The 17,996-nt window shown below is 61.5% G+C and carries 6 protein-coding genes; 4 read left to right on the top strand and 2 right to left on the bottom strand.

The annotated features are described in order from the left end of the window. Positions 1-63: 63 nt before the first annotated feature. A complete protein-coding gene (locus IPM54_21820; protein MBK9262428.1) occupies positions 64-11,283 on the bottom strand; it encodes a tetratricopeptide repeat protein in 11,220 nt (3,739 codons plus the stop codon). A 397-nt stretch (positions 11,284-11,680) separates the two neighbouring features. On the opposite strand from IPM54_21820, the gene IPM54_21815 reads away from it, so the two are divergent. Then, the gene (locus IPM54_21815) at positions 11,681-12,568 is read left to right on the top strand and encodes a 3-hydroxybutyryl-CoA dehydrogenase (protein MBK9262427.1); all 888 of its coding nucleotides are present in this window, start codon (positions 11,681-11,683) and stop codon (positions 12,566-12,568) included. A gap of 22 nt (positions 12,569-12,590) precedes the next feature. Here IPM54_21815 and IPM54_21810 read toward each other — a convergent pair whose 3' ends face one another. Beyond that, a complete protein-coding gene (locus IPM54_21810; GenBank protein ID MBK9262426.1) occupies positions 12,591-13,379 on the bottom strand; it encodes an enoyl-CoA hydratase/isomerase family protein in 789 nt (262 codons plus the stop codon). Between the two features lie 361 nt (positions 13,380-13,740). Between IPM54_21810 and IPM54_21805 the strand changes: the two genes are divergently transcribed. Genes IPM54_21805 through IPM54_21795 form a run of 3 tightly spaced genes read left to right on the top strand, consistent with a single transcriptional unit; the run spans position 13,741 to position 17,793 of the window. After that, complete coding sequence (locus IPM54_21805; protein ID MBK9262425.1) at positions 13,741-16,158, top strand: tetratricopeptide repeat protein; 2,418 nt, start codon at positions 13,741-13,743, stop codon at positions 16,156-16,158. 6 nt (positions 16,159-16,164) lie between these two features. Continuing rightward, entirely contained in the window at positions 16,165-16,920 is a 756-nt protein-coding gene (locus IPM54_21800) for a DUF1295 domain-containing protein (protein MBK9262424.1), read from the top strand. An 18-nt stretch (positions 16,921-16,938) separates the two neighbouring features. Continuing rightward, positions 16,939-17,793: a DUF1449 family protein gene (locus IPM54_21795; protein MBK9262423.1), complete on the top strand. Its 855-nt coding sequence runs from the start codon at positions 16,939-16,941 to the stop codon at positions 17,791-17,793. Positions 17,794-17,996 lie beyond the last annotated feature (203 nt).

Here is a 17,996-nt window from a genome sequence, read left to right as displayed (position 1 = left end):
ACAGCCGTGGTGGCGAGGCCTGTCGTGTCGGCAACCTCGACTCACCACGGCATATCGTTCGGGTCACTTCTTGAGCTTGGCGTGCAATTCCTTCGCGGGCGCGAAGTTCTTGTCGGCATCGATCGAGCGATCGAGTTGCTGGATGGCCTTCTTGTCATCGCCCTGCGCATGGAGGATGCGGGCGATGTAGTAGAAGGTCTCGGCCTTGGAGATCGGCGAGCTGTCGTCGAGCTTCTGCAGAAGCAGCGCGCGGAAGGTCTTCTGCGCTCGTTCGAAGTTCGCATCGCGCACGGGTTTGTCCGAAGCTGCCTCGCCGAGTTCCATCGAGAGAACGCCGAGATCACGCAGAATGCCCACCGAGCCGGGATCGATCTTGAAGGCGACTTCGAGGTCCGCGAGGGCCTTTTCCTTGTCGCCATCCGCCAAGTAGGCCTTGGCAAGGCGATGGTGGATTGCCGCAAGCTCCTTCGAGCGACGGCCACCGTAAGACTCGACGATCTTCTGGAGCACCTCTGCTGCCTGCTTTCCACGACCCGATGCGCTGTAGGCATCGCAGAGCGTGAGGAGCAGTTCGCGATCACCTGGGGCAAGTTCAGATGCCTTGACCAAGAGATCCGCGGCTGCGCCAGGATCGTTGCGCTTCGTGAGGTGGATTTCGGCCGCCTTACGATAGAGCTGCACCTTCTGTGCGTCTTCGGTCGCGGTGTCCGCATCGCCTTTGACGAGATCGGCAAGCTCGGCCCATGCCTGTTGCTTCTCGTAAAGCGAATGCAGCTTCGTGCGAATGTCGAGCGCGCGATCGTTTGCCTTCAAACCGATTTCGAGCACACGACGCACAGCAGTCTCGTCCTTGAGCGCCGTGTAGAGGTCGCCCAGGCGTAGTGCCGTCTGCACTGCCTCTTCGCCGCTGACGCCGTCGAGCACAGTCTCGAGTGCCTTGGCAGCTTCGGCCTTCGCGCCCTTCTTCTCGTGCAGACGCGCGAGCGAAAGGAGCGCTCCCTTGTGCTTCGCATCGCGCGCGAGCACCGCCTGATACGTCTCGATGGCCTTCGCGACGTTGTTGAGACGCTTCTCGAAGACTTCGCCGAGTCGCACGCTGTACACGAGCTCTGCCGACAAATCGCCACGTTCCTTCGACAGTTCGATCTGCGAGTTGAGAAGCTCCGCGAGTTCGTCGTCACGACCCGTCTTCTCGAGAAGTTGCGACAAGAGCAGCGTGGCTTTCTCGTGCGTGCGTTCTTCATCGAGGATCGCACGCAGGTGCTCCATCGCCTCGCTCGTTGCGTCGAGCTTGTCGATGCAGATCTGCGCACTTTCCAGACGAAGGTCCGAACGCGTCGATGGGCCGTCGGCCATGTCGACGAGGCGCGACAGAAGGTCGAGAAGATCCTTGTACTTGCCAGCCTTCACGTACAGCTCGCGGAGAGCACCGGACGCCTTCGTGTCGCTGGGTTCGTCCTCGAACGCCTGGCTATAAATCTCGATGGCGCTCTTGTCGTCGTTGAGCTTGTCGCGCGCGACTTCCGCAGCCTGATGCCGCAGGCCGCGAATGAGACTCGCGTCGGCACGCAGATCGATACGACGCACGAGCAATTCGAAGACTTCCTTGTGGTCACCGGCCTTCTCACGAACTCGCGTGAGCTCCGCCAATGCCCACAGGTCACCATCGTCCGCCTTGATCATCTCGCGAAGGATCGCTTCGGAGAGCGCGTCATCCGCAAGCACGCCCTCGGCCAGGCCCTTCGCCTCGCGACGAAGATCCGCCGATTGATGCTGCAGACCGTCGAGCGCCGCGAGACGGCGCAGCGTCTCGACGAGCTCGCGTTCACGACCCGCAACGCGCTGCAAGCCTTCGATGTTGCGCAGGATCGTCTCGCTCGACGGATCGTGCTTGAGAGCTTGCTCGAACGCACGTTCTGCCGCGGCGTTGTCGAGGATCTTGTCCTTGCGCCACTCGGCAAGACGCATCCACAGATCGCGTGCTGCCTCGGACGAAAGGTCCTTCTTCTCGGACACGGCCTTTTCGAGCGCATCCGCTGCGCTCGCCCAACCGCCCGTCACCGGAGCGAGCCGTTCGATTTCGGCGAGAACGTCGACATCGGACGGATCATCCGACAGCGCAGCTTCGAGCGATGCTTGCGCCGCCTTCGGATCGTTCGAGCGATCCTCGAGCACCTTTGCAAGGTCGAGTCGCAGACGCACACGCTCGGTCGGACCAGCCGCGAACTTGATTCGCTTCTCGTAGAGCTTTGCGAGTGCCGCGTAATCGGCCTGCGTCTTGTAGACGTTCTCGAGCGCCTCGGCGGCTTCCTCGAAGAGCGACTCTTCGTCCGTGAGTTTCTCGAGCGCTTCACGCGATGCCGTGTGATCGGGTGCGCGTTCGAGAGCCTGCTTCAACGTCGCGAGACCCGCGGACTTGTCACTGAATGCCTCGATCTGAATCGTTGCCAAGCGGTGATAGAAGCCCGCTTGTTCCGCTTCATTCGAGATCACTGCAACGCGCCGCTCGAGCACGTCCGCGAGCGCCTTGTTGTCGCCGATGCGCGAGTAGAGCCGATCGAGGGCTTCGAGCAGTGCTGGCTCATCGCCTGCTTGCTCGACGGCCTTCGCATACGCTTCCACGCTGCGCCGATCGTCCTTCAGGTTTTCTTCGGCGATTCGACCGACGCGCAACCAGAGATCCTTCGCGATCGTAGCATCGAAGGTTTGTCCTGCGCGATTCGAGAGCGCATCGCAGTACCGGCCGAAGCCGTCGGAGCGCGCCACGAGTCGCTCGATCTCGGCATGCAAATCCGCATCGTCGGGCGTGTCTTCGAGCGCTCGGAGAAGAGCACTCTCGGCTGCCTGCGTGCGCGACAGCTTCTCGTCTTCGACAAGGGCGATCGCACGAAGCGTCTTCGCTCGATCCGTTCCTTCGGTTTGCGCCTTGAGACGCATCTCGAGAACACCGACGAGCTCTTCCCAGCGGGAAGCCGCGCGAAGTACCGGTTCGAGCGCGTCGGCCGCATCGAGACGAAGCTCTTCTCGGCCTTCACCGATCGCACGAATGGCCTTGATGGCGTGGTCGTTCGTCGCGTCGTCGTCGAGCACGAGGCGATAGTGTTCGAGCGCATCCTGCGGGCTCGCGAGCTGATCTGCATAGAGATCGCCAATCGCCGTGCGCAGCTTGACGCGATCGTCCTTGGTCGCTGCGTGCGCCGCTTGGAGCTTGAGGTTGTCGAGCAGTTCGTCCCACATCTTCTCGGCTCGGTAGAGCTGTTCGAGTGAGGCGAGCACCGGCGCATCCGCGGGCCGTGCATCGAGTGCCGCATTGAGCGCGCTGATGGCTTCGCGACGATTGCCGAGCGACTTTTCGTATCGACCAGCAGCGCGGACATTGAGGTCGTAGCGCAGGTCCGCATCGCCCGTTCCGGCAAGCTCGACGCGTCGCGCGTAAAGCTCGACGAGCCGTTCGGCTGCATCGCGAGGTTCGTAGAGTGAGATCAACGCATCGGCCGTGACGGTGCTTTCCGGATCGAGCTCGAGCGCACGTTCGTACGCTTTGATCGAGCCATCTTCATCGTCGAGCATCTGGAGTTTGGTCTCGGCGATGCGCCGCCAAATCCCAGCGTTCTCGTCGTCCGACGCAATTTCGCTCTTCTTTTCGAGCACGCCGATGACCGTCGGCCAATCCGCGAGGAGTGTGCCGAGCGTGTCCATCGCTTCGAGCGGATCGCGCTCGGTCGCATCGAGCTCGCTCAGGCGGCGATAAGCGCCGAGCGCACGACGAGGATCGTCGATCTTGTCGTCGTAAACCTTGGCGACAGCGAGAAGCAGCTCGCGCTTCGTCATGTCGTCATTGGTCTTTTCGATGCCTTGCTCGTAGCTCTCTGCCAAACGCTCCCATGCCTTCAGGATGGTCGCGAGGCGTTCGAGCTCGGCACGCGTCTCACCGTCTTCCGGATCGAGCGCGAAGGCTGCACGCATCGAGCGGAACGCGAGATTCCGGTCGTTGCCGCGCGTCTCCCAAAGCTGCGCAGTCTCGCGAAGAACGGCCACCTTCTCCGGCACGTCTTGCGCGAGGTTGAAGCGCTCCTCGTTCAGTTTGACCAAGAGCCGCCAGTCATCGCTGCGTTCGTAGAGAGGACGCAGAATCTCGACGACACGCGCCTTGTGCTCGTCGCTTTGCGTGAGCGCTTCGAGCTCCTTGATCGCTTCCTGATGCCACGGCACATCGCCAACGATCGCTTCGAGCTGATCAATCGCGGCCGAGGTGTCCTTGATCTTGTCGCGAAGGAGTCGAGCAAGAGCCAACCGATACGGTGCACCTGCCTCGCCACTCGACGCAGCTTCCGCTCGTCGCAGGTACAGGTCGGCCAGGTCCTGATCACGTCCGAGCTCTGCATAAAGCTCGGTCAGTGCATCGAGGGATTTCGCATCCGCGTCGTCGACGTCGAGCGCCGCGCGATACGTCTCGATCGCTTGGTCGAGCTGTTTCAGCTCGAAGCGTTCGAGTTTCGCGATCGTGTGCAGCGCATCGAGGCGGTCCTTGTCGTAGCGATGATCGAGCGACGCTCGATACAGCGTCACGCGTTCCTCGTGACGGTTTTCCTTCACGAGCAAACGATCGATGAGCGCGAAGAGCTCGGTCGATTCGGGCTCGAATTCGTACGCGCGGCGGTACCACTTCAGAGCACTCGCGACGTCGCCCAGGTCCGCATAGATCTCGCCCGTTCGGCGGCTGAGCTTTGCGGTTTGCGCGTCATCGGACGTGACCTCCGTCAGCTCCGCCGAATAGATTTCGGCAAGCCGTCGCTCGGCACTCGCCACCTTCGCAAGTCGCTCGAGCTCGTGCCAAACGCCCTCGTCACCAAGCTCTTCGTGGAGAAGCTTCGCAACGGTTTCGAGCGCCGCCTTGTAGTCCTCGAGCTGCTCCTCGTGCAGCGTTGCAAGCCTCGTCAAAAGCTCACGTCGTTCCGAGGAGTCTTCGCTCGCGGCAAGACGAGCATCGAGGGCCATCTTCACGCGCGCCCAGTCGGCACGTCGCAAGTAGACCGGTTCGAGCATCTCGCCCGCCCGCGCTCGGTGTTCGGGATTTTCCGAGCATTCGAGGAGCGCTTCGAGCTCGCCGACTGCACCCGTATGCGCCGAATCGATCGCGAGAGCTTCGGATAGCTCATCGAATGCACGCGACACGTCTTCGAGACGCTCGTGCGCGACCTTCGCAATCTTCACGCGAAGCTCGGCCTTGGTCCCAACGCCTCCATCGAGCTGACGCTCGTAGAGCTTGATGAGATCCTCCCACCGCGTTGCTTCGGTGTAGAGCTTCTCGAGGGCCGCAATTGCGCGCGGGTTGAGCTCGACGTCGAGAAGCGTTTCGTACGTCTCGATCGCGCCCGTCTGATCCTTGAGCGAGTCGCGTTGCAGCTCCGCTTGGCGGAAGAGCAGCTTCTTCTTCTCGTCGTCGTTCTCCGCGTTGTCGACACGCTGCCGCAAGATCTCGAGCAAGTTCGGCGCGTCATTCGCCTCGGCGTAGAGTTCTTCGAGAGCGATCATCGCGCGACGATCATCGGACTTCGCTTCGAGCGCCTTCTTGTACCACTCGATGGCGAGCGTCTTGTCGTCGAGCTTCGTGCGAGCAAGCTCGCCGACTCGCAGCCGCACGTCTTGCTGCACGTCGCCGTCGAGGATGTCGTCGACGACGGCGCGGTAGAGATCCGACAGCTCGGTCCAGCGCGATGTCGCAGTGGCCAAGCGCTCGACCGTTTGGATCCAGTCACCGACCTCCGCTTCACCGGCTGCTTCGCGCACGCCGCGTACGGCGTAGCCGAAGGCGCGACCGGTATCACCGAGGGGGCCTTCTGCCGTTCGAAGCGCCGTCTGAAGCTGCTCCAAACGCTCGCCCGTGCTCTGCGACGTCTCCACCTCGATCTCGAGGACGCGTAGGAGCTTGTCGCTGTCTCCATCGGCCTCGTAGAGCGGGTGAAGCGTTTCGGCTGCATCGCGCCGCGCATCGGGATCTTCGAGCAGTGCTTCGAGCGCTGCTCTGCAACGCGCGTTGCTCGGATCGAGCATCAATGCCTGACGATAGGCATCGAGTGCACCCGACAGGTCGCTCTGATGAAGCCGCCGCACATCACCCAGTCGCGCGAACAGGTCGAGCCGTTCGGCAAGCTCGCCGGCGAGTGATAGGTGAACATCGAGCGTGTCGGCGAGGTCCGCCCATCGCTCGGCCTTTTCGTACAGCGCTTCGAGCGCTGAAAGCGTTGCGGTCTCTGGCCCGAACTCATCGGACACGTTGCGCCAGCCGCTGATGGCCGCTGACACGTCGTCGAGCTTGCTTGCAAGCGTTTCTGCAGCACGCACCATCGTCCGCTTGCGCTCGACCGGATCCGTCGAAAGCGTTTGTCGCGCTTCGAGTATCGCCACGAGCTCACGCCAATTTGCCGTGCGCTCGTAGAGTCGTTCGAGTGCCGCGAGTGCTTCGAGGTCCTCCGGATCGTCGGACATGCGCGAGCGCCACGCGCCAATCGCCTTGTCCGGTTGATCAAGCACCGACTCGTATACTTCACCGATGCGCCGATACAGCGCACGGCGTTTGTCGAGGTCTGCCTCGAGACCAACTTCCACCGCGAGCACTTCGGCGAGCGCCTCGTGTTTGCCCTTGCCCGTGTAGATCCGTGCAAGCGCTTGAGCTGCCGGAACCACGAGGTTCGGATCACCCGGATCGATCCCGAGCACCCGTCGAAACACGGCTTCGGCTCGGTCGAGATCGCCCAGCATGTCCTCGCAGATCTCTGCGACGACCATGAGAATCTCGCCTTGCGTCGGAGGCGTGCTGCACGCGTCTGCTGCTGCCGTGAGCACCTGTGCCATCTTCTCGTGTTCGCCGAGCCGCCGGCCGATCTCCACGAAACGATCACGCACGACCGAATCATCGGGTTCGAGCGGGACAAACTCACTGAGCGTTGCAAACGCGCCCGCATCGTCTTTCAGCCGTTCGTCACGGAGCGTGCTCACACGCCGCAACAACTCGCGTCGCTCATGCTCGTCCGTCACACCTTCGCGGCGGATTTCGAGCACTCGCACGAGCTGACGTACGTCGTCACGCGCCTCGTACACGATCTCAAGCACCTGCGCTGCGCGCTGGCGCAAGCTGCCCACTTCCAAGAGCCGCTCGACGAGCTGCCGAGCCTCGGCATCCGACTGACGCAGTTCGAGAACCCGCTCGAGGTGTTCGAGCGACTTTTCGGGCTCGTGCAATCGGTCGAGATAAATGCGGCCAAGGTTCAACTTGATCGTCGCCGTCTCGTCGTCGGTCGCCGTATCCAGGCGCCGTTCGAGCAGCGCGGCCAAGTCCTTCCATCGCCCTTCGCGCTCGTAGAGCCGCTCGCATGCATTCAGCGCCGGCACGTAGAGCGAATCGAGCGTGAGGATGCGCTCGTAGTAACGAATCGCCTTCGCCGCATCGCCCATCGTGTCTTCGGCGATGATCGCGACGTCGTTGAGCAAGTCGATCCGCGTCGCCGGATCAGGCGTGCCTTGCGCCGCCTTGTCGTACAGCGCTTCGAGCTCGCCCCACCGTTCCGAGTTTGTCAGGATCAACTTCAGCCGCGAGAACGCGCGCTCGTTCGTGGGGTCCACCGCGAGCACGCGATCGAGGTACGGCATCGCCCCTTCGGGGTCGCCGAGTTGTTCGTCGTGTAGTGTCGCCGCACGCTCGCACAGATCGATCTCGACGTCGTCCGGAAGCTTCGCAGCACCTTCCGCAGAACGCGCTGCGACAAGGTGCGTGCGATACGCCTCCGCCAAGTCCGTCGGACGACCCGAACGTTGCGCGAGCTCCGATGCTCGATCCCAAACCGTCAACTCACTCGCAAACTCATTGAGCGCACCGAGCACGACGTCGAATGCCGTTCCCGCTGCACGCAACTTCTCCTCTTCGACATCGGCGAGCTTGAGGAACAGCGCGAGACGCGTGCTCGTGTCCGTCTCGGATTCGAGCAGCACACGCAACGCATGCGCTTCTTTCCGCGCATCACCCGTCTCCGCGTACTCGATCGACAACACCTGAGCCGCGCGAGCGCGCGTGTCGGGTTTGTCCAGGAGCCGAGCGAGAATGCTCACGGCCTCGCGATCGTGCGGCAAGATCTCGAGTGCACGTACGGCCGCATCGAACGCGTCGACGTAACGCTCGAGCTTCTCGAGGTACAGCGTCGCAAGCTCGACTTCGCATTGGGCGCGCTGATCGCCGTCCGACACGTCCCTATGACGTGCAACGACTTCCGCAGCCGCCGCAGCTTCGCCTGCTGCAATGAGCAGCCTCGAGAGCGCTCGCAGCGCATTGCCTCGCGTGGGCGTGACTTCGACGACCTTGTGCAGCAGCGCAATTGCTTGCGCCTGATCGCCAAACACTTCCTCTTCGAGCGTCGCCCACTCTTCGAGAATCTCGGCGCGCTCTTCGTCGTGAACCTGATCGGCCCTGAGTTGGAAGAGCCAGCGCAGATCGTCTTTCTTCTCGTTGGCGCGAAGCAACCCATCGAACTCGCGGATCGTCTCTTCGTCCGTCGGATCGGCTTGCACCAGCTCGCGGTACGTCGCCGCAGCTTCGTCGACTTTGCCAAGCTCGCGCGAATACACCTCCGCAAGCCGCAGCTTCAGCATCCGGCGCTGCGATGCGTCGATCTCTTCGTCGCGCTTGAGACGCGCTTCGACTGCCTCGACAAACGGTCCCCACGAATTCGCAGCTCGGCTCCACGCCTCGAGCAACGTCAAACCATCTTCGCTCGCATCGAGCTCGTAGGCGCGACGCGCATAACCAAGCGCCTTCTGCTTGTCCGACAGCGGACCACCCGTGACAGCCGCGAGCTTGCGGAGCATCGCCACGCGCTCGTCACTGTCGTCCGTTGCGCCGAGAAGAATCTCGTAAAGCGCGGGAAGCCGAGCCCACTTCTCTTCCTTCTCGTAGATCGGCACGAGCGCCGCGGCTGCACGAGCATCCGTCGGGGCAACACTTAGTACGCGCTCGTACGAACGCACGGCGCGTTCGGGCGCTGCGAGTTGCTCTTCGTAGATGCGCGCCGCGCGGAATGAAATGTCGAGTTTTACCGATGCTTCAGACGACTTGTCGGCTGCCGACGACAAGAACTCGACGAGTCCTTCCCAATCGTTTTGCGACGCGTACAGCTCCTCGAGTCCATCCCAATCGCCCGATGCGACATACGCCTCACGAAGCACGCGAAGCGCACGCGCATGTCCCGGTTGAATGTCGAGGACACGTCGCCACGTGCGCGCTGCCGCAACAGGATCCTTCAGCTTCTCGGCATATACCGTTCCGAGCTTCTGAAGCGCATTGAGCTTGGCGGTATCGTCGTTCGCTACATCGACGCGTCGCTCGAGTACTTCGGCGACGGTTGCGAAGTCTTTGTCGCGCTCGGCCTGCTTCTCGAGTGCATCGAGCACACCAGGTGCAGACGAATCGAGCTCGAGGATCGCCTTGTAGTGAAGGATTGCGTCGGCTCCACGATCGAGACGCTCGGCTGCGAGCTTCGCCATCTCGGTGAGCAGCTCGATGCGGTCCGTACCGTACGCGTTCGGAAGCTGCTTCTCGTAGAGCGCGTAGAGCTGCGGCCACGAACGACGCTTGAGGTACAGCTCCTTCAATCGTTGCTGCGCTTCGTCGTCGTTGGGCTCGACTTCGAGCAACGCCTCGTACGCAGTCACGGCGTTCTGAACGTTCGAGAACTGATCGATCCAGCGACGTGCGACCGCTCGATAAAGCGTCGATTTCTCGTCCGTGTCGTTCGATAGCTCTGCAAGCTTCTGCTGATACGCGAGCAGATCGCGCCAGCGCCCGAGCCCTTCGTAGATGCGCGTCAACTCGCGCACGGCATCGATGTCGCGGTCGTCGAGCTGAACGATCTGCGTCAACACCGTCACGAGGGCTGCGTCGTTCTTTGCGCGATCGCGATAGATGGACGCGATGTCGCGCAGGATCTGAGCGCGAGCTTGTGGTTCGGTCGTCGGGGTTCGTTCGAGCTCCTGACGGTAAAGCTCGACGAGCGCGTTGTAGCCCTCCGTCTGCATGTACAGACGCTTGAGCGCATCGCGCGCATCGCGATTGTCGGGATCGGTGCGAAGGATGTTCTTGTACTGGTCGATCGCCTTGTGCGCGTTCTCGGTCGACTCGGCGAGCTTCGCAAGCTCGGTGGCGATCGAGCGTTTGTCTTGACCATCCGGCAGCGCACGCTGCGCATCGGTCAGGATGGCGTAGAGACGTGCCTTGTCGCCCTTCGCCAAAAGGTGCTCGCGGAAGAACGAGAGCATGCCGGCGTGCGTGGGATCGGCTCGGCGTACGCGATCGAAGTACGGCTCGGCCGCCTGCGGTTGATCACGCATGCGCCAATGCACCATGGCGATCTGCACGAGCACGCCAAGCTCGTCACCGGGTTTGACCCCACCGCCCTTGAGCTGATCTTCATAGAGCGCAACGAGCTCGTCCCATTGCTCGCCCTTCGAGAAAAGCTCGGCGAGATACGACAATGCATCGGGCTGACCGGGTTGAAGGTCGAGCACCTGCGCGAACGCATCACGCGCCTTCGTTTGGTCTTCGAGCTTCGTCGAAGCGACACGCCCAAGCCGAAGTCCTGCCGCAACGCGGTCTTCCTTCGTTGCGCCTTCACGCAGCGTGATCGAGAGCGCGCGAGCCACGCCGTCCCAATCGTTCGCGGCTCGGCTCGACACTTCGAGCAAGCGCACCGCACGACCGTTTTTCGGATCGAGCGCCAAGGCCAAGGCGAGTAGCTCGGCAACGCGATCGCGAGCCTCGTCTTTGCCGTAGCGGAATCCAACGTCGGCAGCGCTTGCAAGCAGCGAGCTCTTGAACGTCGGGTTGTCCGCGCTTTCGGATTCCGAGACGTAGCGATCGACGAGCTCGGCCCACTTCGCGCGCTTGGCTTCATCAGCCTCGACCGCTTCGTTTGCCGCATCGTCTTCCGGTTGAAGCTCGAGCAGACGTCGATAGACCACCATGGCCTTGTCGACGTCGACGAGCTCGTCCTGGTAGATGCGCGCAAGCTCTGCCTGCATGGGCGCTTCGACCGGCGTACCGGCGGCAAAGGACATCTCGAGCTCGAGAAGCTTTGCGACGGCCCCCCATTCTCGCCGCTGCTCCTGCTTGGCTCGCGCGAGCCCCAGGAGGCGTTCCACATCGTCACTCGATGTTTCAGGGGCGGTTACGGCCTCTGCGAGATCGTTCCAGGCCGCCTCGTTCTCGGGATCTGACTGCAAGACCCCAAGGGCCATGCGAATTTTCTCAACGCTCATCGTTACCCCGGTCCGCGAAGCTCATCGACACGATCAGCCGGTCACCCTGCACCGCAGCTCGTTGGACGGTGCGGGGCATCCTATCGCCCTCCGCCTCCTTGCCCTCGACACATTGTCGATCGCGATGGATTCGGACGTTGACACGATGACCAGACAGCTCGCACTCCACCCGCCTTGTAATCGTCGGGCGAAGTCACCTCGGATTGTTTTGACGCGGGCCGACTGTACGCCGTAGCGGACCGCCGTTTCAAGGTTCCGTCTATCATCTGCGCTCGTTGTCTCCCGCAGGGCGGTAAAGTTCGCCCGTTCAGTGCTGCCCGCCCTAACACCTCCAGCGCGGTTCCACGCAGCCTGACGTTGGGTTATCAAGCCCCCCATGAACGCTTCCTCGGTCAAACGTATGGGGGTCCTCGGCGCCGGTCAGATGGGGCGGGGGATCGCGCAAGTCGCTGCTGCCGCAGGCGTCGAAGTCGTCCTCTGCGACGCATCGCTCGACCTCGCCAGCAAAGGCAAAGCCACGATCGGCGCCGTTTTGGGCAAACAAGCCGAAAAAGGCAAAATCTCGCAAGAAGACGTGAGCGCACTACTCGGCCGCATCACGCCCACAGAATCGATCGCCGACTTCTCTTCTGTTGACATCGCGGTCGAAGCCGCCACGGAAAACGTCGACCTCAAACTTCAACTGTTCCGAAAAGCCGACGCGGCACTTCCCAAAGACGCGATCCTCGCATCCAACACGTCGTCGATCTCCATCACGCGTCTCGCAGCCGCTACGTCGCGTCCCAATCGCGTCATCGGCATGCACTTCATGAATCCCGTCCCGCTCATGAAGCTCGTCGAGATCGTACGTGGCGTGCAAACGGATGCCTCGACATTCGAAACCGTTCGTGACCTGTCGGTTCGATTCGGAAAAACCGTCATCGTCTCCGAAGACAGGCCCGGGTTCCTCGTCAACCGCATGCTCATCCCCTTCCTCAACGAAGCATGCTTCACGCTGCAAGAAGGCGTCGGCAGCGCCGAAGACATCGATGCCGGCGCACGCCTCGGCCTGAATCACCCCATGGGACCGCTCGAGCTCGCCGACCTCATCGGACTCGACACCGTGCTCGCCATCGCCGAAGTCCTCCATCGCGACATCGGCGACGACAAGTACCGCCCAGCCTCGATCCTGAGAAACCTCGTCGCCGCCGGATGGCTCGGGAAGAAAACGAAGCGCGGGTTTTACGTGTACGACGACAAGGGACAAAAGGTAGTTCGTACCTGACAAACTCGATGCGGACGACGACTCATCGCCCGCGGAACGTCGGCTTCGACTTCTCCATGAACGCCTTCATCCCGTCTCGCTGATCCTCTGATCCGAAGAGCCCCGCGAAGGCTTGCGCTTCGAGCTCGCATGCGCTCGTCAAGTCGAGTGTTTCTCCGTGCAGCATCACGCGTTTGGCAGCCGCAACCGCAAGCGGCCCACGCGCTGCGATCTTTTGTGCCACGTCACGCGCTCGCGTCATCAAGTCCGCGAGCGGACAAACCGCGTTCACGAGCCCCATCCCGAGCGCTTGCTCCGCCGTCACCATGTCACCCGTGTAGATGAGCTCACGAGCTCGTGCGATTCCCACGCGACGCATCAGCCGTTGCGTCCCGCCAAACCCAGGTATCACGCCCAGGTTCACTTCGGGCTGCCCGAGCTTTGCGTTTTCGGCTGCGTAGATGAAGTCGCATGCCAACGCGAGCTCGCATCCGCCACCGAGAGCAAACCCGTTGACCGCCGCGATGACTGCGAAAGGAACGGCCTCGATCAGTTGACACAGCCGCTGACCCGCATCGGCAAACCGTTTCGCCTCGACGGGCGTCATGGTCGCCATCTCCGTGATGTCCGCTCCCGCGACAAACGCCTTGCCCGCACCCGTCAAGACCGCCGCTCGCACGGCTTCTGCATCGTTCGACGTCGCAAGCTCACTGAACGCTCGCGCCAGCCCCACGACGACCTGCGCGTTCAGCGCGTTCAACTTGTCCGGACGATTGATCGTGATCGTCGCAACCGCCCCAGCTCGCTCCACCAGCACATGCTCGCTCTGCATCATGCCCTGCCCCTACCAGGGCAGCGAGCCGCCGCAAAGCGCGCCGACATCCGGACGCAAGACAAAAAAAGGCCGCACAGCGCACCGGTTGGGGGGGGCGGACCGATACGCGCGCGGCGCGCACCACTGTGACATCTTCGCGACCCTTGTCGATAAAAAGTGCGCTCGAACTGCACAGGGAAGCAAAGACTGGGCGCCACCTGACCGCAATTGACTCGCGTCGAGTGCTGAGCACGTCCGCAACGTAGACGTGGTTGTTCGCACTACAACGACTTGCGTTCTGCACGTTTACTCCAGCGCTCGTTGCAACACCGCACGACCGGGCTTGTACCGACCCGCGACTCAAGGCGAAACTCCGCCTATGGTCCCCTCCAAAGCCGGCCTGAACCGGCTACTTGCCCAGATCCTCACGCGCGACGCTGACATCGACGGGTTTGTCGGCCGCAGTTTCCCTCACTTGGTGCGCCGCGTTGCGCGTGGCGCCGATGGAGCTGCAAAACTTGGCATCCTCGTCGAGAACGTCGATCCCAAGCTGCTTTTGGAGAAGCTTTCGAGCGCGTATCCGGCGCAAGTTGCGAAAAACGAACACCTGCTCGTCGAGGGCAAACTCGTTGCTGGCGCCGCCGTCGCCGACAGTGGACCGCTCTTCGGTCGCGCCGCAGAGCTCGATGACCTCGTCGCGCGAGCTCATCGGGACAAACCCGAACCGACGCTTTTGGTGGGACCTGCCGGCATTGGCAAAACGTCACTGGCGCTGGGGCTCATCCATGCGCCGTCGTCGGTCGAACGTTTTGGCGGCCGTCGCTACTTCGCGCAGCTCGACACCGCGCGTGATCTGCAAGGCATGCTCGTCGAAGTCTCACGCGCGCTCGACACGCTCCCGCAAACGCCCTTGCGCACGCGCATCGTCGAAGCATTGCGCCGAGCGCCTGCCCTTCTGGTGCTAGATGACCTCGACGCCGTTGCCAACGCAGACTTCGCCAATGTGCAAGAGCTACTCACGGAGCTTGCGCGCATCGATGGTGTATCGATCGTCGTGACGAGCCGCGATTGCGACCGTTCGATCGATGGCTTCCGTACCGTCGCGCTCGCGCCGCTTGCCGATGCGGCGGCTCGCGAGCTGGCCGGCGCAACGCTTGGTGAAGGAGCGGCCGGTCTCGACGCCATCGTGAGCGCCGCAGCGGGCAATCCATTCATTTGCGCTGCGCTTTCGCATGCGGTTCGCGGTGGAGCGGACCTTGGCGCATGGCAACCCAAAACACTGGCCGGCGCCATTTCGCTCGTTTTGTCGCTCCCCGCCCATGCCGACGCTTTCCGCCGCACGCTTCCGCTTCTCGCTGCTCTATCCAATGGCGTTGGTGCGGAAGACGGAGGTGCTTTGCCCCCGGGCATCGGTGCCGACGCAGGGGCTGCATTGTGCTCGTTTGGTTTGGCCATGAATGCCGGTGGTCGAATTCGATTGCGCCGCGCGGTGCGAGAAGGAATCGATCTCGCGACGGTTCAAGCGGAAGACGTCGTACGAGCCACCTACCATTACACTTCGATTGCTCTTGCACACGGCCCAAGGGTTGGTTGGCCCGATGCCGAAGCCGCCGCCAGGCGTCTCGCGCACGACAGTGACAACATCGAAGAGATGATTTTGCGTGGATTCGGTGGCCCTCATGGGATTGCCGCCATCGATGCCGCCGTTGCCATTGCGACGTTCATTGGTTCGTCCGGGCATTGCACGCCGAAGGTCGTCGAAAAGGCGCGCGATTCGGCCCGACAGAATGGGGACAAACTCGGTGAAGCCGAATGTACGCAAGCGCTTGGCGACATTGCTCTCGCGCGGCGTCAAAACGACGAAGCGCGCCAGTGGTTCATCGAAGCATTGCCCTTGTTCGAACAGGCTCGCGCGGGGCTCAGCATTGCCGCGTGCCTCGTGCGTCTCGGTGACTTGGCGCTCGAACGTCAGGACTTGGACGAGGCGCAGGCGCGATTTGCGGCGGCCATTCCTGCGTATCGCAGCATTCTCGACAAACACGGCGAAGCCACCGTCCTGAAGAGTCTCGCGGAGATATCGGCGCAGCGAGGCAATCATCAGGAAGCCCGCAAGCAATTCCAGGAAGCATTGTCGCTATTCGAAGCGCTTTCTGACAAGGGCTCGAGCACGCTTTGTCGAAAGGGCATTGCCGATGCGGCGTTTCACCTGCTCGAGCACGAGGACGCGCGCGTCATTTACGAAGACGTCGGCCCCATTTTCGAAGAGCTCGGTGATCGAGCGTCGCAGACCGAGTGTCTGCACAATCTAGGCGACATCGCGTTTGCCCGCGGTCAACATGCCGCCGCCACGGCGTTTTACCAAAAGGAACTTCCATTGCTCAAAGCATTGGGAGACAAACTGGGTGAAGGCGCCTGCATGGCCGCCCTTGGTGACGTCGCGCTTGCATCGAGCGAAATCGAGGATGCGCAGGCGTATTATCATGCTGCGCTGCCGCTCTTGCGCGCCGTTGATGAAAAATACGGCATTGCCAATTGCATCCAGAGCCTTGGAGACATTGCGCTGACGCGCATGGATCAAGACACCGCTCGCGACAATTACGAGCAAGCGCTCTTCTTGTTCATTCAGCTCAAAGATGGCTACTCCATCGGCTGGACGCATTACCGTCTCGCTCAAGTCGCCGGTGACCCGGAGGTCTTCAAGACCCACATTCTGGAAGCCCGAGATGCTTGGGTCAGCGTGGGACGAGAAGATCTCATCAAAGAAATGGCCGAAGAATTCCCCGGCGTGCTTCCGTAGCCGTCCGTGCCCGAATCCACCCTTTACCAGGCGCTTCTCTGGGCATTTCTCGCCATCGCCGTCGTGACATTTCCCATCTTGTGGTTCGTCACGGCGCCTTATGGTCGTCATGTAAAACCATCGTGGGGACCGACCATCGATAATCGTCTCGGGTGGCTCATCATGGAGTCACCCGCGGCGCTCGGCTTTTTCCTCTGCTGGCTTTTTGGTGACAGGCCCACGGGTCTCGCATCGCTCGTCTTCCTCGGTTTATGGGAATTGCATTACATTCATCGTGCATTCGTCTTCCCGTTTCGGCTTGGAAACACCAAAAAGCGCATGCCCATCGTCGTCATGTCGATGGGATTCGTTTTTACGACCACGAATGGTTATCTCAATGGTCGTTGGCTCTTTGATTTTGCGCCGTCATCCGTTTCGGTCACCGATTTGCATTTTTGGGCCGGCGTTTGCGTATTTCTCGTTGGTTTCGCCATCAACCAGCATGCCGATTGGGTCTTGCTGCATTTACGAAAGCCTGGGGAAACCGGTTACAAGGTCCCTCGCGGCGGCCTTTATCGCTATATAACTTGCCCCAATTATTTCGGCGAAATCATCGAATGGATTGGTTTTGCGCTTTGTACCTTCTCGCTCCCGGCGCTCGTTTTTGCAATTTGGACCACCGCCAACCTGCTCCCTCGCGCGCGTTCGCATCATCGTTGGTACAAGGAGACGTTTCCGGATTATCCTCCTGAACGAAAAGCCCTCATCCCTTTCATCTTCTGATACCATCCCGAGAATCTCGTGAACGCTTTGTCATCGTTTTTCGTTTGGGCAAACCTGCCGTACGCCATCGCGTTCACGATTGCCGTGCTTTTTGCCCTCTTGCAGATGACCGGACTGCTCGGACTGCTCATGGGCGATTCCGATCACGACGCCGACCACGACGCCGACCACGATGTAGATCACGATGTGGATCATGACGTCGACCATGACGTCGACCATGACGCCGACCACGACGCTGATCACGATGCCGATCACGACGCGCATCATGGCCCTGGATTTGGGGACAAGGTACTGGTCGATCTTGGTGTTGGTCGCGTTCCATTTTCGACATTGTGGCAAACGTTCGCCATTACATTTGGCCTTGCTGGTCTTGCCATCAATATCCTCGCCCTCGCACCTCGCGGTGTTGCGGCGCCCAGCACGTTGGCTTTTACCATTCCACTGTCGTTGGTGATCGCCTATCTCGTGACGCGCACGATCACGCGCGTGCTTGGGCGTGTTCTTGCAGGCGCGAACGAAGAGGCTTCGAGTCGCAAGGATCTCGTTGGATCGTCCGGCGTCGTCATATCGAGCAAGGTAACGGCCGAGTTTGGAGAGATTCGCGTCAAGGACCCTGCGGGGCATTTCGTGCACGTCATTTGTCGCATTCGTGACGCGGAAAAACCCATACCTTCGGGCAAAGAGGTTGTGGTCGTCGATTACGACGCCACCACGGGCCACATTTTCGTCGCTCCGCTCGACGTCGACTTGACCGACGAAAAGCCGAAGGAGCTGAATTCGAACATACGTGTAGCGGACAAGGCATCCACCGAAGTTGAAGAACCCTCTGAAGAGAGCAACTCTTCATCTACGTCACGGACGCATAGCAACTGAGAAGTTGAAAGAGGGAGAGGCCTGCATTTTCCGGCGCTCGCGGGGGGACCCCGCTGTTTGAGCCCGCGAAGCGGGCGAGTTCGGGGTCCCGCGAGTGTCGGAAAATGCAGGCCTCGACCGGGCTCACACATTGCATTGGGGGGCGAGTTCGGGGCCCCGCGAATGCCGAAAAATGCAGCATCATACCGGGCCTACAACTGAAA

The sequence above is a fragment of the Polyangiaceae bacterium genome, from assembly GCA_016715885.1.
In the GTDB taxonomy this organism is placed as follows: Bacteria; Myxococcota_A; Polyangia; order Polyangiales; family Polyangiaceae; genus Polyangium.
Note: the sequence above shows the minus strand (reverse complement) of the source record. Positions and strands in the feature narration are given on the sequence as shown.